Genomic DNA, 20,397 nt, shown 5'->3' on the forward strand with positions numbered 1-20,397 from the left:
CGCATGCCTAGCCAATCCGACTTGCGCTTCACCTTCCAGCCGCTGGCTGGCCAGATTGACTTCGAGGTGGTTTCGTTCGAACTCGACGAAATGATCAGCTCACCGTTCCAGCTGAAACTGGAATTGATCAGTTTTGAAGACGAGGTCGACTTCGGCCAGTTGCTCGACCAACCAGTGCTGTTCACGATCTGGCGCGGTGAGCGCCCCCTGCGCTATGTGCACGGCCTGGTCAGCAGTTTCAGCCAGGGTGAGACGGGGTTCTATCGCACCCGTTACCGCGCATTGGTCGAGCCCGTGCTGGCCCGTGCCTGCTTGCGTTCGAACTGGCGCATCTTCCAGCAGAAGACCGTGCCGCAGATTCTCGAATTGATGCTCAGGCGCCAGGGCATTGCCCGTTTCGAAATCAACAGCATGGGCGAGCATCAGGTGCGCGAGTTCTGCGTACAGGCCGGTGAAACGGACCTCGACTTCATCGCCCGCCTGGCGGGGGAAGAGGGTTTCGTCTATCGCTTCGAGCACACACCGAAACACCATCAGCTGGTCATCACCGACCGACTGCTGGCGCTGGGACAGATCAGCAGGAGCGCGATCAAGGCCGACGACGAGGATGAAGACTTCTTCGACGAAGACGACATCGGCCCCGACCAGGTGCTGTACCGCGCCAACAGCGGTGGCGACCAGGCCAGGCCTTGTCTGCGCCGCCTGCGTTACAGCGAACAGGTGCGCACTGCACGTCAGGTGCAGCGGGACTACACCTTCACCAACCCGCAGTACCGGCAGGAACACCGCGCAGGTGACAGTAGCATCACCCATCAGTCCCGGGACTATGAGCGCTTCGACTACCCCGGCCGCTACAAGCGCGATGCGGTCGGTGTACCCTTTACCACTACCCGCCTGACGGCCCTGCGCCATGACGCCCGTATTGCCGAAGTCGAGGGTGACGATGTGCGGCTGCAACCGGGGCTGAGCTTTACCCTCATCGAACACCCGCGCAAAGACCTCAACGCTCATTGGCGTGTGATGCGTGTACGTCACGAGGGCAGCCAGTTCACCAGCCTGCAGGAAGAAGCTGCCGGGGCCGAACAAGGAACGCGCTACTCGCAGGAAGCCGTGCTGGTGCCCGGCCGGATCGAATGGCGTCCGGCGCCACTGCCCAAGCCACGCATCGACGGCCCGCACATGGCCACGGTCGTCGGGCCGCCCGGGGAAGAGATCTACTGCGACGAGTGGGGCCGGGTCAAGGTGAGCTTCCCCTGGGACCGGGAGAGCGAGAACAACGAGTTCAGCTCCTGCTGGGTGCGCGTGTCGCAAGGCTGGGCCGGCGGTAGCTGGGGTTCGATGGCTATCCCGCGCATCGGCCAGGACGTGATCATCCAGTACGTCAACGCCGACCCCGACCAGCCGATGATCACCGGGCGTACCTATTGCGGCGACCAACTGCCGCCGTATGACCTGCCCGAACACAAGACCCGCATGACCATCAAGAGCCAGACCCACAAAGGCGATGGTTTCAACGAGCTGCGCTTCGAGGACGAACTCGGCAAGGAAGAAGTGTTCATCCATGCCCAGCGGGACCAGAACAATGTAGTCGGCAATGATGAGACCACGCGTGTGGGGCGTAATCGTGTCGAGCAGGTCGGCAATGATGAGCACTTGAATATCGGCAATGACTTCCGCCAGGAAACCGGGGGTGACCATACCCAGCTCATTGGGCAAACCTGCCACGTAGACATCAAGCAGGACCTGATCGAGAAGATAGGCAACGACCGTAGCGAATCAACAGGGGCCAATCACCGGGCCCTTGTCGGGAAAGACGCCGAGCTGGTCGTCAAAGGTACGCAAAAGGTCACCGTCGGGCAGGGCATCGAGCAACATACGACGATCTATCAGCTGCGCGCCAGTGAGCGCATCGAGTTCAGAACCGCGGGCGGCAGCATTGTGCTGGACGGGCAGGGCATCACTATCAACGGGCTGAAGCTCGAGCTGTTGGGGCAAACCAGCGCGGCTGCGTCAGGGACTGGAAACAGCCAGCCACTTACGCTTGCGCCTGACGCCAGCAACAAGTGCGAGGCCAAGGCCTGATGCGCACTGACAACCTGGCGAGGCTCATCGAAAGCCATCATGGGGCGCACTTGTACTGCCATGTGCTGATAGATCCGCTTGCGACTGCTCACGATGGCGACCACGCCGTGCTTGCCCCGCTGCGCAATGCCCTGGGTGAGCAGGCATTGACCCGTGTGCACCGGGCCGACCTGGCCCATGCCCCCCAACTGCATCCCGTACTGGTCTGCTTGGCTTCGCCCGGCATGGTCCCCAGTCGCCGTCTGCTGGAACTGACCGCCCGAGCGGCGCAGAGGGCGTTGTTTCAGCAACGGCGTTACCTGTGTGGCTGGCTGTTCAGTGAGGCGCCTTCGGCCACTGTCGCGTCCCATCTCACGGCCTTGTGTCGGCTACCCGATTCCAATCGGGAATTTGGCTGCTACCCGGTCTACGAACCCGTCCGGCTGGAGTTGCTTGCGGCGACGTTCGAGCGGCTTGAACAAGGCCCATGGTGGCCGATCAGTGACTGGTTGTTCCTGAGTAGCGGTGGGAGGTTGGCAAGCCTGAAAGGGCAGAGCGGGCAGCGACACCCTTTGCCGACCCCTGCGCGGCGAATTCAGGATGACGTGGGGCTGATCGAATGTGTGCTGGCTACCTGGAGAGTGTTGCGGGCGGGTTCGCAGCACATCAATCAGTGTCAGATTCCACCGTTTGCTGCGGTGCGTGCTTCGAACCATATCGATGATGCACGCAGGTTGGGCCTGAGCGCGATGGAGGACATCGTGGCCTTCGCTCTCCATCACCTGTGCATTCACCCGAGGCTGCATACCGTGCCTGCGGTGGGCGAAATGATCGATGCAGCGGCCAGAGGTCAGGCGCCTCTTGCCGCGTTGCTCGCCCGCTACTCCGAGGCGCAATGGCGCCAACTGATCGAATGCCTGCCGAAATCCGAGAATCGCTCATGACCATCAGCCAACGTATTGCCCTCGCGATCGCCGAAGCCGGGCTGCCGCACGACCAGTGCATGTTCTGCGAGCGCCAGGGCCTGCCGATCCTGCCGCTGCGCCGCGCCCTGGTGCCCGATACCCGCCCCGAGTGTGTCTCCATCGTGGCGGATAACCGGCACATCTCGACAAAGATCGGCTTGCGCACCTTGCGCAGGGGCTTCCTGTATGTGCTGCTCGACCAGCAGGTCTGGCATGCCTATGCCGTCAGCGAGCAAGGTCACCTGCGCCGCTTCAACCCTTACGAGCCGCCAGATGGCCCGCCGTCGCCGCTGCCCGAAAAATGCGTGAACGCAGATCACGACATTCCTTCGGCCTTTCTCAACCTCGATACCGGCAGGTACACCAGCGCCTGGCTGGCCTTCTCCAGTGACGCCTGGCCGGTGAGCGTGCTGAACGCCTACAAGAGCGGCGCGTCGCCTGCGCATCGCTTCGAGGGCCTGGACCTGATTCAGGCCCGCAACAATCCCGAACTGCTGGGCATCGCCATGACGCCCGATAAGCTTGGGGTCGACCAGCAGGTGTTCGAGTACGCCCAGCATGGCTGTGCCCCCTTCGACAGTGCGCATGGTTTCCACAGCCGCTGGTTGCGCCGGTTCGCCCTGCGAGGGTATCTGGTCAATGCGATCAACCGGCACCAGCTGGAAAACGGCGTGCTGGCAGTGGTGCTCGACGACACTGTCGGGCTGATTCAGGAGTACAACCATCAGCGCCTGAACTGGGTACTGAAGCGTCAGGCCTGGCGTGAAGACCCGATGCGCGCCTATCAGCTGCAGACCTCGCAGATCCTGCAGATCATTCGCGCCACGCACAGGGAATGGGCGGCGCAGAAGGTGCCGTCGCTGGAACCGATGACGGGTGATGGGCCACCGGTGTTCACCGACCCGGCAGTCGAGCGGCAGCTGTTGGTCGAGCGTGCGCAGCAGGAGAGTGACGAGCGGCTTGAAGAGCGCTACCACGAACCGCAGCGGGCCGCGTTCCAGGCTGACTATGAGCAGCAGGAACGTGAGTTTCAGCGTTACATCGACAAGGATGCCCAGGCGTACGTTGCCTTGTTCGATACGCCCATGTTCAAGGTGGCCGAGGCATACGACTACGACGGTAACGATCGTGAGTCCGGGGTGGCCTACGCCAAGACCATGGCCCTGTGCCTGGGTGGTGGCGTTACGGAAGCTGTCGTCCCCCGCCTTGAACCGCATGTTCCCGCTTCCGGCACCAGCGAACTGCTCTGGCTGAAATGGCTGCAGGACCCTGACAGCCCGCCCTACCGCGCCTTGCTGATGCGCGACCAGGCACTGCTGGCCGGGCTGCTGCCCAGTTTCTCCGCCACAGAAGCGATCAACTGGAACGACAGCGACAAGCTTTACGGCATGCTGAGCAAGATCATCGCCAGCGATGACGCCGGCCTGCGCACGCGCAATACCCTCAAGCAGGCCATTGCTGAAACGCAGGGTGCGCTCAATGCGGCCAGTCAGCGGCTGGCGCCATGTCTATCGCCAGGTATTCAGAAGGCCGTGCGGCATCTGAACAGCGCCACGCAGTTTCTCTACAACGGCGTCCACCTGATCGAGCTGGAAGTGCAGATGAAGCTGGGCGAGTACTACGCCTTGCAGAGCGCCCACCTCCGGGAGTTGCAGCACAAGGCCAATGCGTCGATCGCCGAGGCGCGGGACCGGATGCGCCGCAATATCGATGACTTCGAGTTTGGCTCGATGAAGGCCATGCGCAAGGTGCGGCCGATCATCCAGCACGGGCTGATGAGCCTGGCCGTGCTCGACCCGCGGTTCACCAATTCGATGATCAGCGTGACGGTGTGGGTCGAGGGCAAGGCCGAGGAAGTGCATGGGCGGTTGTTCAAGGAGGCCAGCATGGGGGTAACCCAGGCGAGCAGCGCGGCACAGCTTGCCTTGGTGAATATCTCGGTGGCGGCGGGGACGTTGGAAACCGATGCGCGCAGGTTGTTGCACGGGATGAAGATCACGACGCAGCAGGCGGCTCGATTGGTAAAAACCGGTTTTTCTGGGTTACGCGGGATTGCTGGCAGCTGGGAGGTCCTGCTGGCGATAGGCGGGTTGTATTTACAGCAGGACAGCCTGGGCAGGAATCAGGAAAAGGCGGAAACGGAGATCGGGCCGAAGGCGCATGAGGCCAGGTTGGCATTGCAAGGATCGTACTTGGGAATATTGGGAGGGAGTATCGAGCTAATAGGGCTCTTGTTGAACTCAAGTACTAAGCATACTGGAATATCGTGGGCTAAGGGCGCCTCAGAAACTGGAGTGTCGCTGATAAAAATCGGTGCGATGATAGGTGCAATAACCGGGGTTTTGGATACGGCACAAGCATTTTCTGCCGCTAACCGTACACGAGCAGCTGGGGACAACCTAGCAGCGAGGAATTATTTTAGTGCAGGTCTTGTGTACATCTCTTCAACTGGAATGTTTGTCTATGCAATTTTCAAACCCGTCCTATTAGGGCCTTTAGGTCTGGCTATCGTACTGGCTCTCATCGCTTACGCATTTGCCAAGTCAGCTGAAGAAAGCGAATCTAATGCATTAGAGCGCTGGGTGCGACGCTGCTGCTTTGGGACTAACGATGAAAATCCGGTCGTGTCTTGGAAGACACCTGAATATGCAGATATAGCGTTTGCAGAGCTCAATGCCGCCACGCTCGGCGTACATGCGGCGATTCATTTCGAATCCAAGCGTTTAAGCGACCCGGCCACTTCTAAGATTGGTGGGTTGCTTAGCTTGGAACTAGAGCAAAAGCTAAAATTCCAAATCATATTGCCCAAATACCGTGATGAGCATTCGGCCTATCGTTTGATGCTTGTTGTACATCGTCATGGTGACGGAACCTTCCCCGACTTCAGTGGCGGAGAGACTGTTGTTCTTGATGAATACCAACCTGTCCGAGCCGAGGCGCTTACCAAAGCGGCAACATTCCATGACTTTTTTCAGCCGAGGTTGCCCGATTATAAGAGTGATATTTTAGTTGAAAAAATACTACGGTCGCCTAGCCAAAATGAGCCGCATATGTCTTGGCTAGAAATTACGGGGGCTGTGAATCTGATAGCTACGATTGGGTCGCATACCATTAGAGCCGCGACACTGCTAATAAGTTATTGGCCGGATAGAAGGCTGCCAGACGCATATGTTGAGGTCTGCATTAAGGAGGCTAACGAATGAAAACTAAGCCCAGGATCCTTTCGGAGCGAGCTCTGTGTTGGAGTCATGATCTGCCTGGTGTCAGTTCGGATGAAGCTCCGCGCTTAAGCTTTGAAGATATAGATCCGCCACCAAACTACTGTGATGATGTGTTCCTGGAGCTACCCCGATCTACTGTCAGTTTGCGTGGTGTCGCAGTGCTGATAGGGGGACCAATTCTGGTTTTTTCTGTGGGTGCATTAATCTACATGCATTGGAGGTTTTTTGGTATCTACTGGTCGAATAATTGGGGCGTTGACATCCTCTCATCGCTAGCGATTTTGATTGGCATGTGGGCTACTGCGACATATGTAAAAATGGACCTATTGCTCCCACGGGACGAACCCATTCGCTTCAATCGCCTACGACGCAAAATCTATCTCTATCAATTCAGATTCCACTACATCTATCTGTTCAGCCGCAAACACTGGGGCGTCAAACCGGTCGCCTACAACTGGGACGACGTAACCGCCGAAGTCTACCGAGTCTACGCCCCAGGCCACGGTGGCCTGATCGAGAACGTCATGCTGTCGGTCCGCAACCCGGAAACCAACGAAGTCATCGACCGCGTCTTCTTCACCCACGACCTGTATCACGGCGAAGCCTACTGGGCCATCGCCCGGCTATTCATGCAGCAAGGTCCCGAAGCCCTGCCGAAGTTCGTGCACCCACCCCGTGACTGGAACGATGACGATGGCCTGAGCCACATGCATTGCCTGGCACCCAAGGTTAATTGGCCAGAGGAGATAGACCGTGAATCTCGCACCGGGCCATCAGAAGGAGAGGCCCAATGAATCCTGTCGTACTTGTAGGCCATCGACATGTCTGTCCGCTGCATGGCATCAACGAAGTGGAAAGCGGCAGTGCCACGTACACCTTCAATGGCAGGGCGGTTGCCAGGGTGGGGGATCGGACCACGTGCGGTGCCGTGATTGAGAGTGGAGCCGAGCATTTCCTGATTGAGGGCGCGGCTGTGGCGCGTAAAGGAGACCGGACGGATCACGGTGGTGTGCTGGAGGAGGGCGATGATGGGTGGATGCTGGACTGATCAAATGTCTCTTGTACAAGATCGGGCCCACAGATCTCTGTGCGGCTTTGGCCGCGAACACCGACGCAGCCGGATGGGTTTGCTATCTCGGTGTTGACACCGAGTGCGCCGCGCCACCATTATCCAGCCATATCCACGCAACGGGCTTGCCGGCATGTCCATTTCCAACCACGCCATTTTCGCTTCGGGCTTCATCGCCCAGGCAGGCGCGTGCGTTGCCGTTGCCAAGAAATCCAAGAAACAGCCGCTCATCTGACCGAGGCGCGCTGTCTCGTCAGGTGGGCTGACGAGACAGAAGGCGCCAGGTATCCCTGCCAGACCACTTCGACTCTCCGCCCTGCTGACGCTGACTTTCGGTCAACATCAGGAGTTTTTGCATGTCGAATTTCCGTGGTATCTGGATTGCCCTCGTCACGCCATTGCGCGCCAATGAAGTCGACTTCGCCGCCCTGGAAAAACTGGTGAAGAAGCTGCTCGAAGAGGGTGTGGCCGGTTTTGTGGTATGCGGTACCATGGGCGAGGCGGCGGCGCTGTCCAAGGCCGAACAACTGGCTGTGCTGGATGCCGTGCTGGCCTGGGTGGAGCCGGGCAGGGTGGTGATGGGCCTGTCGGGCTACAACTTGCGCGAGCTGTTGGCCTTCCAGGCTGAAATCCAGCGGCGTGAGATTGGCGGGCTGCTGGTCCCTGCGCCGTGCTACATCCGGCCTTCGCAGGCCGGCATCGAAGCGTTCTTCAGCACCGTGGCAGATGCCGCCAGCGTACCGGTGATCGTCTACGACATACCCTACCGCACCGGGGTACGTATCGAGCGTGAAACCCTGCGCCGCATCGTGCGCCACCCGCGCATCGCGGCGGTGAAGGACTGCGGCGGTGACAGCGAGACCACCATGGCACTGATCCAGGACGGCCACGCCCAGGTGCTGGCCGGTGAGGACGTGCAGATCTTCAACAACCTGTGCCTGGGTGGCGCAGGGGCCATTTCGGCTTCGGCGCATGTGCGGGCCGACCTGTACGTGCGCATGCTGCAGCAGGTCGACCATGGCGACTGGGTAGCCGCGCGCGGCACGTTCTACCAATTGCTGCCTTGGATGAAGATGGCCTTTGCCGAGCCCAACCCGGCTGTGGTCAAGGCGGCCTTGCAGCTACAGGGGCTGATGAGCGACGAACTGCGAGAGCCCATGCAGCCGTGCACCGAGATGACCCGGGGCAAGCTGCAAGGCGTGCTGGATTCGCTCGGTGCTTGAGATAGAACGGCACATAACTCATTGAATCAGCAAGGCCCCTGTGGGAGCGGCTTTAGCCGCGAACACCGGCGCAGCCGGTGCCATGCAGCGCGTTGGATTCTTCGCGGCTAAAGCCGCTCCCACAGGGTACGCGGATCGCTTGCTTCTGAATCTATGAGAACGACCTGGCCTCACCAATCAGGATGTCTTCGAAAAACGCCCCGACCGGCTCGCTAGGGTGGCACAACTGGATCTCCAGCACCCACACCACTTCGCTCGGGACGATTTCCACCTCGGCCAGTTTGTCCTGCCCATACAGCACATGCGGGAAGTCGGCGATGCGATGCCCGGCCAGGTTGCGCTCCAGCTGCCAGCCTTTTACCTGGGCACTGCGCTCGGCGAAGTCGTACAGTTCGCGCCCGGTCAGGCCACGGCCCCAGGCCTGGCGGGTTTCGTCGAACACCTCATGCAGTGCCTTGACGCAGGCGTGGTGCAGCTCGTGCTGGCCGAACACGAAGGTGTCGCCATAGTCGCCCTCATAGCCATCCCATACCGGGCCGACGTCGACCACGACGATATCCGTAGTACGTAATACACGTTGCAGATCAATGCCTTGGCGCGGCGTGCGCACGGTGTCGTCGCCAAAGCGGATGTAGGTCGGGTGCCAGGTGTGCGATGCACCCATCGCCTGCAAGGTTTGCGCGGCCATCTCCAGCGCCTGGGCAGTGGTCATGCCGACTTTCAGCTGGTTCGCTATCGCAGCAACGGCCCGCACCGACTGCTCGCGGGCAGCGAGCATGCCGTCCAGCGAGTAGCGTGGGCCGACTTTTTCCAGCTCCGGGTGCAACGGGCTGGCTGTTGAAGCCTCTGGCGCCAGTGTGCCGCTGGCAACGAAAGCCTCCGCGACAAAACGATGGGGCTGCAGGCCTGCTGCGAGGCACTGCTCGCGAACCTGGCTGATCATCGTGGCATTGCCGCAGGCATAGACCTGGGTGTCGGCCCAGCGATGGGCCTGGGCCAGCGCCACCTGCTGCACGCGCGCCTGGTCCGACAGCACCGGGTGCCAGCGAAAGTGAGCGTGTGCACGGCTGGCCTGGTCGAGAAACTCACGGTCATAGAAGTCGGCGTCCGATCTGCCGCCCCAGTACAACGTGACCTCGGCATCACCTGCCAGGGCGGTCAGCAGCAATGGCTTGATGCCGGCGTAACCTGTACCGGTGGCGAACAGTACCAGGGGGCGCTGGGCCTCGTGCTGCCAGGTGCAGGCACCCACCGGTCCTTCCAGTTTCAAGGTGTCACCTGCTTGCAGGGTTGGCAGCAGGAGTTCGGTAAACAGGCCGCCACTGACCTTGCGGATGTGAAACACCAGTTTCCCCTGGTCCCGGTCGGGCAGGTTGGCGATGGAAAAACAGCGGCTGTCGCCGTTGGCGAGCCGAAAGCGCACGTACTGGCCAGCCCGTACCGCCAACGGCTGCGCAGGCTGAAGCACCAGTTCGACGATATCGGCGCTCAGTTCGCGTTTGCCATGAACCTGCGCGTGGATTTCCAGCGCCTGGGTTTCCAGGGACCAGCCGGGGATTTCCAGGCGCATGTCGCTGCAGGCGTGGCTCTGGCACAGCAACATTTCGTCGGCGGCGAGGGGGTAGCAGGGCGCGGGCATGTCTGCCGTCCGCTGCTTGTCCCGATACTGCCCCGACACCACCTTGACCTTGCACGAGCCGCAGGCGCCGCGGCGGCATGAGAAGGGCACCGGCAGACCGCTGGCGAGCATGGCATCGAGCAGCAGCTCCTGGCTGGCGTCGAAGGTTTTGCCCGAGGGCGACAATTCAATCACGTGGCGGTTCTGCATAGGCACCTCGGGGCAAGTGGAGGTTCGATTGTTGCTATAGTCCAGGACCAGTAGAACCTCCAGTTTCGGTTAATTCACATGGTCCAGCTTCGCAAATGGCAGCCGCTGCTCAAGCTCGACGGGGCGCAGCCGCAGGCTTCGTACAGGCAGATCGTCGAGGGCCTGGTAGCCGCTATCACCGAGGGCCGCCTGCGCCCCGGCACGCCGTTGCCTGGCACGCGGGAAATGGCGCAACTGCTGAACGTCAATCGCAAGACGGTGATCCTCGCCTACGAGGAAGCCGAGACCAAGGGCTGGCTGGAAAGCGTGCAGCGCCGTGGCACCTTCGTCAGTCGGCAGCTGGCGGCTGGCACCCTGACCGAGCCCGACGCAGCGCAGCCCTTTGCCCTGGTGCTCCAGGAGGAGCCTGCCGTTGCCTACTTCGCGGCCAACGAACAGGCTGCCGCGCAGCAGGATCGGCCGGGTGCGCTGTTCTTCGACAACGGTGCCTGTGACCACCGCCTGCTGCCGCAGACCGTTCTGCACCGCTATTACCGTAATGCCTTGCGCAACAGCTTTGCCGCCAACACCGTGCGCCATGGCAGCGCGTGCAGCAGCCACTCCCTGCGCAGCGCCTTGGCCGACATGCTGCGGCACAATCGCAGCCTGAACGTTGGCGCCGAGCATATCTGCCTGACCCAGGGCGTGCAGATGTCGCTGTACCTGGTGGCCAGCGTGCTGCTCAAGCCCGGTGACGTTGTGCTGGTAGAGCGCCTGAGCTATCCGCCTGCGTGGGAGATCTTCCGCCAGCTGGGCGCCCGGCTGGTCACCGTAGAACTGGATGAGGAGGGCTGTCGGGTCGAGCAGATCGATGCATTGTGCCGGCTGCACCAGGTACGCATGCTGTACATCACACCCCATCACCAGTTCCCGACCACGGTCAGCCTGCCTGCCGGGCGCCGGCAGCAGTTGCTGGAACTGGCGCGGCAGCACGACTTCTGCGTGGTCGAGGAAGACTACGACCATGAATACCACTTTGCCGGGAGGCCTTACCTGCCGCTGGCCAGCGACCGTCAGCAGCGGCATGTGATCTACATTGGCTCATTGTCCAAGTCCTTGGGCAGTACGTTCCGTTGCAGTTTCATCGTGGCGCCGGCGGAGGTGGCCGCAGCGCTCGAACGCAGGGCGACGCTGACCCTGGGGCAGGGCGATGCGGTGATGCAGCAGATGCTGGCGGACTTGATCAATGATGGCGAACTGAAGAAGCACTTGCGTCGGGTCACCCGGGAGTATCGCCGACGTCGAGAGACACTGTTGGTTTGCTTGCGCGATGCCTTTGGCGAGCAGGTAACCGTGCGCGAGCCGGAAGGTGGGCTGGCGCTGTGGGTGAGGTTTGCTGACGAGATCAATGTGGATCAGTTGGTTGGCAAGGCGTTGGAGTTGGACCTGGTGGTACGCAGTGGCCGGCAGTTTTCGCCGTTTGGTCATGCGGAAAATGCCTTGCGCCTCGGGTTCGCCTCGCTGGACATGGATGAAATCCGGCTGGCTACACAACGTTTGGCGCAGGCGGCGAAGGCGATTACCGGGTAGTAGAATGGACAGCCTGCCTGGCAGTCCTGACCAGCGACGAAGTTGCCTATATCACCGGGCAGAACAATAGCGTCGCGCGCAGCGTCTTGCCGCCGTCAATGCGCAGCCGTCGGCAGCATGCCCGAGCCCTGGGCCTTGTGCGCGGCTTCTATCAGCTGCAGGTTGCGGCTGCGCAGGGCGTGATTGTTGCCAACACGCAGGTTGGAGCGAAGCGCCAGGGTTTCGGCCTGTTCATACTGCCCTTGCTGAAGGCGCAAAACACCAAGGTAGTGCAATGTTGCCGGGTTGTTCGGCTGAATGTGCAGCGCACGCTCCAGGGTGGCCGCCGCCTGGTCCAGCTGGCCGTCGGCATACTGTTGCGAGGCGGTTTCGATCAGCACCGTCGAAGCATTGTTGCTGCGTGTGGGCGCGTAGCGTTCGCCGGCCAGTGCGCCCTGTGCCGTGATTGCGCTGAACAACAGGAGCAGGGCTGACAGAACAGGTGTGCTGGGCATCGGCGGAAGACTCGGCAGGGCTTGGGCGGGCCAGGTTGGAGGGCGAGGGGATGCTATCGACCGAATTGGAGCGTTGAAGTTCCCGCCTGGTCGGCTTGTTGCCCGTTGCCGGTATGTGCCTCGACAACATCTGTTCGGTTACCGCCCATAACCGCACTCCGGCGCCTCAAGCCTGGGGTAGTACCTCCGATAGCAGCACACCCACCGTCGAATCATCGACCAGAAGTGGTGCCAACAAGGAGTACTGCCCCCATGCTTGCCAACCTGAAGATCCGCACCGGAATGTTCTGGGTGCTGTCGCTGTTCAGCGTGACCCTGCTGTTTTCCACCGTCAGTGCCTGGCGGGCGGCGGTGGGCAGCGACCAGCAGATCACCGAACTGGACCAGACCGCGCACCAGTCGGACCGGTTGAACAATGCGTTGCTGATGGCGATTCGCGCCAGTGCCAATGTGTCCTCGGGCTTCATCGAGCAGCTGGGTGGTCATGAGGAAAGCGCCAACAAGCGCATGGCGCTGTCGGTCGAGCTGAACGACAAGAGCCAGAAGCTGGTGGACGAGTTTGTCGAAAACGCCCGCGAGCCTGCGCTGCACGCACTGGCAACGGCACTGCAGGCCACCTACGGCGAGTATGCCAAGGCGGTCGCCGGGCAGCGTGAGGCAACCCGTCAACGTTCACTCGAGCAGTATTTCAAGGTCAACACCGACGCCGGCAACGCCATGGGCCGGCTGCAGGCGCTGCGCCAGCAGCTGGTTGGCGCATTGAGTGAGCGCGGTCAGCAGATCATGCTGGAATCCGACCGGCGCCTGGCGCGCGCCCAACTGCTGAGTCTGGGGCTGCTGGGCGTGACGTTGGTGTTGGCGGTGCTGTGCTGGGCCTTTATTGCCCAGCGCGTGCTGCACCCGCTGCGCGAAGCTGGCCGGCACTTCCAGCGCATTGCCGGCGGCGACCTGAGCGTGCCGGTGCAGGGGCAGGGCAGTAACGAGATCGGCCAGCTGTTCCATGAACTTGAGCGCATGCAGCAGAGCCAGCGCGACACCCTGGGGCAGATCAGCAACTGTGCCAGGCAGCTGGACGCAGCCGCCACGGCGCTGAATATGGTCACCGAGGAAAGCGCCAACAACCTGCGCCAGCAGGGCCAGGAGCTGGAGCAGGCCGCTACCGCCGTTACCGAAATGACCACGGCCGTTGAGGAGGTTGCGCGCAATGCCATCACCACCTCGCAGACCACCAGCGAATCCAACCAGCTGGCGGCGCAAAGCCGCCGGCAAGTCAACGACAACATCGACGGCACCGAGGCCATGACTCGGGAGATCCAGGCCAGCAGCGCGCATCTGGAGCAACTGGTCGGGCAGGTGCGGGACATCGGCAAAGTGCTGGAAGTGATTCGCTCGGTGTCCGAGCAAACCAACCTGCTGGCACTCAATGCCGCCATCGAGGCCGCCCGTGCGGGCGAGGCCGGGCGCGGCTTTGCGGTGGTGGCTGATGAAGTGCGTACACTGGCTTACCGCACGCAGCAGTCGACCCAGGAAATCGAACAGATGATCGGGCGCGTGCAGGCGGGTACCGAAGCGGCCATGACCTCGATGCAGGCCAGTACCAGCCGCGCCCAGTCGACGCTGGACGTGACCCTGGCCTCGGGGCAGGTGCTTGAGGGTATCTACAGTGCGATCGGCGAGATCAACGAGCGTAACCTGGTGATTGCCAGCGCAGCCGAAGAGCAGGCCCAGGTGGCGCGAGAGGTAGACCGCAACCTGCTGAACATTCGCGAGTTGTCGACATCCTCGGCTGCGGGGGCGCAGCAGACCAGTGAGGCGAGCAAGGCGTTGTCGGGGTTGGTGGGGGAGATGGCGGCGTTGGTGGCGCGGTTCAGGGTTTGAGGTTTGGCGGGCACCAGACTGTGGCAGTGGGCGCGCCCGCGAACACCGGCGTAGCCGGTGCCTTCCACCGCGTCGCCTGCTTCGCGGGTAAACCCGCTCCCACAGGGACCCCACCAGCTGAAGGAATGCGCCATACCTGTGGGAGCGGGCGCGCCCGCGAACACCGGCGCAGCCGGTGCCATCCACGGCGTCGCCTGCTTCGCGGGCATGCCCGCTCCCACAGGGACCCCACCAGCTGAAGGAATGCGCCATACCTGTGGGAGCGGGTGCGCCCGCGAACACCGGCGCAGCCGGTGCCATCCACGGCGTCGCCTGCTTCGCGGGCATGCCCGCTCCCACAGGGAGCCCATCAGCTGAAGAAATGCGCCGTACCTGTGGGAGCGGGTTTACCCGCGAACACCGGCGCAGCCGGTGCCATCAACCGCATCGCCCGGTTCGAGGGCACGCCATCTGCGCTTTCAGTTATCGATCGTGCTTCGAAGAGGAGCGCCCGGCCTTGTTGTGTTCCTTGGAATGGGCAATGCCGGACCGGGTAGTGCCACGGCCGTTGTCATCATTGCGCAGGCTTCCATAGTGATTGCCGCTCTCGCCATGGTTGCGGGTGGCCTTGCCTGCATGATCACTCTCGTAGCCGGCGCCATTACCGTTGAACCCACCTTTGCCACCGCCATTGCCATTACCTTTGGCATATGCGGAACCAATCGGCGAGACATCGGCAGGCAACAATGCAGTTACGCCGAGCGCCAGCGCACAGGTAAAGACGGCTACCAGGGTTTTTTTCATGTTTGTTCGCTTCCAAAAGGCGCAGGGGGGAAATTTGAGTGCGGATACGACATAAGGTTGCCTTTTAAGTTCCGCAGTGCGCAGCCTTTCGACGAAGCGGCTGCCAGGCCCTTTCAGTACCTGGCAGCCTTAAGCTCATCGATCATTCTTGGAGGAGTTTTGTACCGCGCCGCTCAGCCCCTTGGCATTGTGATCACCGGGCGTAGTCCCCGAGATAGCGGTAGATTTCGTCAAGCCGCGAGTATCCTTGGACTGGGCAATGCCTGAGGTGGTGGTCCCATGGCCGTTGTCCTGGTTACGTGAGCTTCCATAATGATTGCCGCTCACACCATGATCGCGCGTAGCCTTGCCGGCATGATCACCCGCGAGACCCGCACCATTGCCAGTACCATTGTGCCCACCCATGCCGGCGCCACGTCCACCGCCATTGCCGCCGCCGTGGCCACCACCACCACCGTGGCCGCCACCGCCACCGCCACCGCCACCGCCACCGCCTTTGGCATACGCGGAACCCATCGGCGAGATATCGGCAGGTAACATTGCCGTCGCGCCGAATGCCAGAGCACACGCAAAGACGGCCACCAGGGTTTTTCTCATGTTGTTTCGCCTCCAACGGCGCAGGTAGAGCTCAGGTGCTGGTAAGACAAGCAGCGGCTTTGCAAGTTCTGTCGTCCTGACAAAAGGATCGTGGTCCATGACTGCTCAGATCTCGACCTGGGTGCCAAGCTCGATCACCCGGTTCAGCGGCAGCTTGAAGTACTTCAGGTTGCTGTTGGCATTCTTCAGCAGGAAGACAAACAGGTGCTCACGCCAGCGGGCCATGCCCATTTGCCTGCCTGCAATGACCGTCTCCCGGCTGAGGAAATAAGTGGTGCGCATGGGGCCGAACTCAAGGTCCGCACGCTGACAGCGGCTTAACGCCAACGGCACGTCGGGCTCCTCCATGAAGCCGAAATGCAGGCTCATGCGGAAGAAACCATCACCAAATTCCTCGACCTCAAAGCGCTTGCCAGCGTTGACCCGTGGCTCGTCCTCGAACACGACGGTCAACAGCACCACTTGTTCATGCAGTACCTGGTTATGCAGCAGGTTGTGCAGCAAGGCGTGAGGCACCGCCTCGGGCCTGGCGGACAGGAATACGGCAGTACCGCCCACGCGGTGAGGCGGCTGGGCCTTGAGGCTGGTAATGAACAGGTCCAGCGGCAGCGAACTTTCGTCCAGCCGCTCGACGATCATCCGTCGCCCGCGCTTCCAGGTAGTCATCAGGGTGAACAGTGCAAGGCCGGCAATCACCGGAAATGCACCGCCCTGGAGGATCTTCGGCGCATTGGCGGCGAAATACAGGCTATCGACCAGCAGGAATGCCAGCAGCATCGGCAGTGCCAGCCAGCGGGGTGCCTTCCACAGCAACAGCACCACTGCCGAAGCCAGCAGTGTGGTGATCAGCATGGTCCCGGTCACGGCTACGCCATAGGCTGCTGCAAGCGCCCCGGACGACTCGAAGCCGACCACCAGCAGCACCACGCCAACCATCAGTGCCCAGTTCACCATACCGATATAGATCTGCCCCTGTTCCTCGCTGGAGGTGTGCTGGATGAACATGCGCGGTACGTAGCCCAGCTGGATGGCCTGGCGCGTCAGCGAGAACGCACCGGAAATCACGGCCTGGGACGCGATGATGGTGGCCAGCGTGGCCAGCCCGACCATAGGCAGCAGGGCCCATTCGGGCGCCAGCAGGTAAAACGGGTTGCGCACTGCCTGCGGGTCGCCGAGGATCAGTGCGCCCTGGCCGAAGTAGTTCAGTACCAGGCCGGGCAGCACCAGCAGGAACCAGGCCCGGGCGATGGGTTTGCGGCCGAAGTGCCCCATATCGGCGTAGAGCGCTTCGGCGCCGGTCAGCGCCAGCACCACCGCGCCCAGGATCGCCACGCCCATGCCCGGGTGCAGCACGAAGAACTTCACCGCCCAGAGCGGGTTGAGTGCCTGCAGCACCTCCGGGCGCTGGACGATGCCGTGCAGGCCCAGTGCACCCAGCACGACGAACCACAGCACCATGATCGGCCCGAAGAGGATGCCGATGCGCGCGGTGCCATGCTTCTGGATCAGGAACAAGGCCACCAGCACCACCACCGACAGTGGCACGACCCAATGCTCGATACCGTCGAAGGCCAGTTGCAGGCCCTCGACGGCCGATAGCACGGAAATCGCCGGCGTGATCATGCTGTCGCCGTAGAACAGCGCGGCGCCGAACAAGCCGAGCAGCACCAGTATCCTGCCCAGGCGCTGGTAGGGCGCCGCCGCCCGATGCGCCAGGGCGGTCAGGGCCATGATGCCACCTTCGCCCTGGTTGTCGGCACGCAGGATGAACAGTACGTACTTTAGCGATACCACCCAGAGCAACGACCAGAACACCAGCGACAGCACTCCGAGTACGCCAGCGGTGTTGGCCTGTACGCCATAGTGCCCGGCGAACACCTCCTTGAGGGTGTACAGCGGGCTGGTGCCGATGTCGCCATACACCACGCCGACAGCGGCGACGAGCATGCCGACAGGGTTGGACTTGGCGGGAAGGGATTGATTTGCGATGACGGTGGGCTGGCTCACGAAAGGTTTCTCTGGACTGGCGGGTATAAATGCATGCCATCCCTGAGCATCGCGCGCCCAGTATTCCTTCTGTCTGCCGGCTCAGTCGTAAAAAGAGCGTAAAAAATCAGCCAGCGCCCCAATATTTTGTCAGTTAAGCAATTCGGGGCCGCTTTGCGGCCCGGCCAGCTCCCACAGGTACAGCGCAGACTTCAAGAGTTTACGTGGTCCCTGTGGGAGCTGGCCTGCCGGCGATGGTTTGGTCAGCCAGGTTGCGCCGCCAGGCTGTTGCTGACGTTACGCCCCAGCACCAGCACCGTAGCGAAACCGCAACCCACCAGGGCCGTGGCCAGGCTCAGCAACACCGAGCTGCCCAGCTGGTCGACGATCCGACCGCCGAAGAACGAGCCCAGTGCAATGATCACCTGAAACATGGCAACGAACAGCGGCATGCCACATTCGACATCCTTGGGCGCGACGACGAACATCCAGATACTGGCGCAGGCCGGGAACGCGCCGAAGGCGAAGCCCCACAACCCGATCAGCATCGCGGCACCGGTCATGCCGGTGGCGAAGTGAGGGAACAGGGCAGTGCTGGTGCCGATCATCAGCGCTACCAGCAGCAGGGTGTGACGTACGCTGCGGTTGGCGGCGAAACCGGCAAAGATATTGCCGAATACCCCGGCCACGCCATAAAGCAGCAGCAACGAGCCAATGGTAGGCCCATCGAAGCCGGAGCTTTGTTTGAAGAAGGGCGCGACATAGGTGTACGCGGCAAAGTGCGCCAGGCCGATCAGCAACACGGCAATCAGGCCAACCCGCGCCTGTGGGTTGATGAACAGGGCCGGCAGGTCGCTGATGCGAATGGCTTTGTCCGGGTTGAGCCGCGGGAGCAACAGGATCTGCGCCAGCAGCACCGGTATGCCCAGTAGCGCGGTTATCAGGAAGGTCATGCGCCAGCCCATCAGGCCACTCAACCAGGTGCCTACCGGCACGCCCAGCACGGTGGCCAGGGTTACACCGACCATGATGATCGAGGTGGCCTGGGCTACGCCCACGCCCTTTGGCGCCAGGCGGCCGCTGAGGGCAATGGCCGTTGCCCAGAAGCCGCCGATACTCACGCCCAGCAGCACGCGGCCGAACAGCAGCAGGTTGAAGTCGCTGGCGTAGGCCACCACCGCATTGGCGATGATCATGATCAGCGTCAGGCCGATCAGCAGGTAGCGACGGTCCAGGGCGCCAATGCCCACCGACAGTAGCGGGGCGGCGAGGGCGGCCATGATGCCGGGCAGGGTGACCATCAGGCCGGCGTGGCCTGCACTGATGCCAAGGTCGCTGGCAACATCGTTGAGTACGCCCACCGGCAGGAACTCGCTGGTCACCAGGGCGAAAGCGCCGACGGCGACCGAAAGGATTGCCAGCCACTGCTGGCTGACGCTTTGTTGATCATGTTCGGGGAGGCCGCGAGGGGCCTGGCTGGCACTTGGCATGGTATTGGATTCCAAGAGAGGGATGTCGCCTGAAGCAGGCGCAAGGAGCGGGGGAAATTTGCCGGGGATTATAGGGGGCGGTTTCGCCTGGCCAACATGCGGGTCGCTCGATAGTAATCATCAGCGCAATCGATGAAACGCCTTGCGCAGAGCGCCCGCTGTTGGAGGGGAGAAATGCTTTGGTGCCTGAAGCCAGAAAAAACAGAGGGCGCTACGGTCGTGCCCACAACCTGAAGGCCAGCGCGATCCATGTGGGAGCGGGTTTACCCGCGAAGCAGGCGCCGCGGTGGATGACGGGTGCTTCGGTGGAGGACACGCAAGCGTCCTCCACATCACTTGCATCCTATGGCGATACCAGCACATCGCACTGGGATTCGTTCAGCACATGCTTGGTGACGCTGCCTATCAGCAGCTCTTCAAGCGCGCTTTCCCCTTGCTTGCCAACCACGATCAGGTCGCATTCCAGTTCTTGTTCCTGCTCGGCAATCCGCCAGGCAGGGTCGCCATGCACCACGATTTGCCGAGCATCTGCCACTCCGGCGGTTTCGCTCAAGGCCGCGAGCTGCTGGACCGCATCCTTGCGGATGACATTGCGGTAGTGTGCAAGGGTGTCATGGTCGATGTGGGCGAAACGCATGCTGCCTTCGAACGGCGCTTCGTAAACATGCAACAGAATGATCTCGGCCTGTGGGGCAATGGCTTTTGCCAGTTCGATGGAGCGCAGTGACGAAGGCGAAAAATCAACTGCAACCAGCAAGGTCCGGTAGGCATCGCGTGGCGCCTGCTTGACCACCAGCAAAGGGCAGGGCATGCGGTTCAGCATCTTCTGCACCGTGGAGCCCAGCAGCAGGCGCCGCGCTACGCTCTGGCCCTTCGCCCCGCATACCAGCAGGTCGCTGCGTTTATCCTGCACCACACGGGTGATCTCCGTGGTCACCGAGCCATGCGCTACCTGCACGCCAGCGGCGATGTCATGGCGCTGGAACAGCATTGCAGCCAGTGCGCGGATTTTTTCGCCAGCGGTATCCAGCACGCGCTTCAGCAGATCATCACCAGGTGCGACCAGCTGCTTCAAGCGCTCGAAGGGGGCCGGGTTGGCAACGTACAGCAGGTCCAGCGATGCCTGCTGCGCCTTGCTCAGGTGCGCAGCGCGCTCTGCCGCGTTGCGGGCGGAGGTGGACAGGTCGGTTGCTACCAGTACGTGGTTCAGGTGGCTCATGTGGGACTCCTTAT

Annotated in this window: 16 protein-coding genes; 9 read left to right on the top strand and 7 right to left on the bottom strand. The window is 61.8% G+C overall.

Going from position 1 to position 20,397, the window contains the following annotated elements; genetic code table 11:
* Window positions 1-3: 3 nt before the first annotated feature.
* The 7 genes from tssI to dapA all read left to right on the top strand — a co-directional run bounded on the left by tssI (window position 4) and on the right by dapA (window position 8,539).
* Entirely contained in the window at window positions 4-2,082 is a 2,079-nt protein-coding gene (tssI, locus tag KDB76_RS11565; protein WP_212632270.1) for a type VI secretion system tip protein TssI/VgrG, read from the top strand.
* Window positions 2,082-3,005 (top strand): hypothetical protein, encoded by a 924-nt coding sequence (locus tag KDB76_RS11570; protein ID WP_038409327.1) that lies wholly within the window; start codon window positions 2,082-2,084, stop codon window positions 3,003-3,005. The genes tssI and KDB76_RS11570 overlap by 1 nt, the downstream gene beginning before the upstream one ends.
* On the top strand, window positions 3,002-6,229 hold the full coding sequence (locus KDB76_RS11575; protein WP_212632271.1) for a T6SS effector BTH_I2691 family protein: 3,228 nt from the start codon (window positions 3,002-3,004) through the stop codon (window positions 6,227-6,229). The genes KDB76_RS11570 and KDB76_RS11575 overlap by 4 nt, the downstream gene beginning before the upstream one ends.
* Window positions 6,226-7,041 (top strand): DUF6708 domain-containing protein, encoded by an 816-nt coding sequence (locus tag KDB76_RS29755; RefSeq protein WP_230491498.1) that lies wholly within the window; start codon window positions 6,226-6,228, stop codon window positions 7,039-7,041. Before KDB76_RS11575 ends, KDB76_RS29755 begins: the two co-directional genes overlap by 4 nt.
* Window positions 7,038-7,295: a PAAR domain-containing protein gene (locus tag KDB76_RS11585; RefSeq protein ID WP_024086811.1), complete on the top strand. Its 258-nt coding sequence runs from the start codon at window positions 7,038-7,040 to the stop codon at window positions 7,293-7,295. Before KDB76_RS29755 ends, KDB76_RS11585 begins: the two co-directional genes overlap by 4 nt.
* Before the next feature lie 103 nt (window positions 7,296-7,398).
* Window positions 7,399-7,551: a hypothetical protein gene (locus tag KDB76_RS11590; protein ID WP_023661540.1), complete on the top strand. Its 153-nt coding sequence runs from the start codon at window positions 7,399-7,401 to the stop codon at window positions 7,549-7,551.
* Window positions 7,552-7,672: 121 nt separating this feature from the next.
* Window positions 7,673-8,539 (top strand): 4-hydroxy-tetrahydrodipicolinate synthase, encoded by an 867-nt coding sequence (dapA, locus tag KDB76_RS11595; protein WP_038409330.1) that lies wholly within the window; start codon window positions 7,673-7,675, stop codon window positions 8,537-8,539.
* A gap of 151 nt (window positions 8,540-8,690) precedes the next feature.
* On the opposite strand, the gene KDB76_RS11600 is transcribed toward dapA, so the two are convergent.
* A complete protein-coding gene (locus KDB76_RS11600) occupies window positions 8,691-10,430 on the bottom strand; it encodes an NAD(P)H dependent flavin oxidoreductase family protein (RefSeq protein ID WP_038409331.1) in 1,740 nt (579 codons plus the stop codon).
* A 15-nt stretch (window positions 10,431-10,445) separates the two neighbouring features.
* Between KDB76_RS11600 and KDB76_RS11605 the strand changes: the two genes are divergently transcribed.
* Window positions 10,446-11,936, top strand: a complete 1,491-nt coding sequence (locus KDB76_RS11605) for a PLP-dependent aminotransferase family protein (RefSeq protein WP_038409333.1) — start codon at window positions 10,446-10,448, stop codon at window positions 11,934-11,936.
* 95 nt (window positions 11,937-12,031) lie between these two features.
* Here KDB76_RS11605 and KDB76_RS11610 read toward each other — a convergent pair whose 3' ends face one another.
* Window positions 12,032-12,430: a tetratricopeptide repeat protein gene (locus KDB76_RS11610; protein ID WP_024086815.1), complete on the bottom strand. Its 399-nt coding sequence runs from the start codon at window positions 12,428-12,430 to the stop codon at window positions 12,032-12,034.
* A 252-nt stretch (window positions 12,431-12,682) separates the two neighbouring features.
* On the opposite strand from KDB76_RS11610, the gene KDB76_RS11615 reads away from it, so the two are divergent.
* Window positions 12,683-14,308, top strand: coding sequence for a methyl-accepting chemotaxis protein (locus KDB76_RS11615; protein ID WP_024088018.1), 1,626 nt, complete (start codon window positions 12,683-12,685; stop codon window positions 14,306-14,308).
* Between the two features lie 462 nt (window positions 14,309-14,770).
* On the opposite strand, the gene KDB76_RS11620 is transcribed toward KDB76_RS11615, so the two are convergent.
* From KDB76_RS11620 to KDB76_RS11640, 5 genes are all read right to left on the bottom strand, one after another.
* Complete coding sequence (locus KDB76_RS11620; RefSeq protein ID WP_013972138.1) at window positions 14,771-15,091, bottom strand: hypothetical protein; 321 nt, start codon at window positions 15,089-15,091, stop codon at window positions 14,771-14,773.
* Between the two features lie 135 nt (window positions 15,092-15,226).
* Complete coding sequence (locus KDB76_RS29760; protein WP_235208045.1) at window positions 15,227-15,688, bottom strand: hypothetical protein; 462 nt, start codon at window positions 15,686-15,688, stop codon at window positions 15,227-15,229.
* A gap of 105 nt (window positions 15,689-15,793) precedes the next feature.
* Window positions 15,794-17,635, bottom strand: a complete 1,842-nt coding sequence (locus tag KDB76_RS11630; protein ID WP_049870806.1) for a potassium transporter Kup — start codon at window positions 17,633-17,635, stop codon at window positions 15,794-15,796.
* Between the two features lie 302 nt (window positions 17,636-17,937).
* A complete protein-coding gene (locus KDB76_RS11635; RefSeq protein WP_038409343.1) occupies window positions 17,938-19,164 on the bottom strand; it encodes an MFS transporter in 1,227 nt (408 codons plus the stop codon).
* A 343-nt stretch (window positions 19,165-19,507) separates the two neighbouring features.
* Window positions 19,508-20,383 carry a universal stress protein gene (locus tag KDB76_RS11640; RefSeq protein WP_038409345.1) on the bottom strand — a complete coding sequence of 292 codons (876 nt, stop codon included), beginning with the start codon at window positions 20,381-20,383 and terminating at the stop codon, window positions 19,508-19,510.
* Window positions 20,384-20,397: the final 14 nt, after the last annotated feature.

This window comes from Pseudomonas sp. JS425, from assembly GCF_018223845.1.
GTDB classification, from domain to species: Bacteria; Pseudomonadota; Gammaproteobacteria; order Pseudomonadales; family Pseudomonadaceae; genus Aquipseudomonas; species Aquipseudomonas asiatica.

Excerpts from the sequence above, each read along its gene's own strand:
- KDB76_RS11605 (WP_038409333.1), top strand. The coding sequence starts at position 10,446 with ATGGTCCAGCTTCGCAAATGGCAGCCGCTGCTCAAGCTCGACGGGGCG.
- KDB76_RS11640 (WP_038409345.1), bottom strand. The coding sequence starts at position 20,383 with ATGAGCCACCTGAACCACGTACTGGTAGCAACCGACCTGTCCACCTCC.
- KDB76_RS11610 (WP_024086815.1), bottom strand. The coding sequence starts at position 12,430 with ATGCCCAGCACACCTGTTCTGTCAGCCCTGCTCCTGTTGTTCAGCGCA.
- KDB76_RS11615 (WP_024088018.1), top strand. The coding sequence starts at position 12,683 with ATGCTTGCCAACCTGAAGATCCGCACCGGAATGTTCTGGGTGCTGTCG.
- KDB76_RS11630 (WP_049870806.1), bottom strand. The coding sequence starts at position 17,635 with ATGCTCGTCGCCGCTGTCGGCGTGGTGTATGGCGACATCGGCACCAGC.
- dapA (WP_038409330.1), top strand. The coding sequence starts at position 7,673 with ATGTCGAATTTCCGTGGTATCTGGATTGCCCTCGTCACGCCATTGCGC.
- KDB76_RS11575 (WP_212632271.1), top strand. The coding sequence starts at position 3,002 with ATGACCATCAGCCAACGTATTGCCCTCGCGATCGCCGAAGCCGGGCTG.
- tssI (WP_212632270.1), top strand. The coding sequence starts at position 4 with ATGCCTAGCCAATCCGACTTGCGCTTCACCTTCCAGCCGCTGGCTGGC.
- KDB76_RS29760 (WP_235208045.1), bottom strand. The coding sequence starts at position 15,688 with ATGAGAAAAACCCTGGTGGCCGTCTTTGCGTGTGCTCTGGCATTCGGC.
- KDB76_RS11570 (WP_038409327.1), top strand. The coding sequence starts at position 2,082 with ATGCGCACTGACAACCTGGCGAGGCTCATCGAAAGCCATCATGGGGCG.
- KDB76_RS11635 (WP_038409343.1), bottom strand. The coding sequence starts at position 19,164 with ATGCCAAGTGCCAGCCAGGCCCCTCGCGGCCTCCCCGAACATGATCAA.
- KDB76_RS11620 (WP_013972138.1), bottom strand. The coding sequence starts at position 15,091 with ATGAAAAAAACCCTGGTAGCCGTCTTTACCTGTGCGCTGGCGCTCGGC.
- KDB76_RS29755 (WP_230491498.1), top strand. The coding sequence starts at position 6,226 with ATGAAAACTAAGCCCAGGATCCTTTCGGAGCGAGCTCTGTGTTGGAGT.
- KDB76_RS11585 (WP_024086811.1), top strand. The coding sequence starts at position 7,038 with ATGAATCCTGTCGTACTTGTAGGCCATCGACATGTCTGTCCGCTGCAT.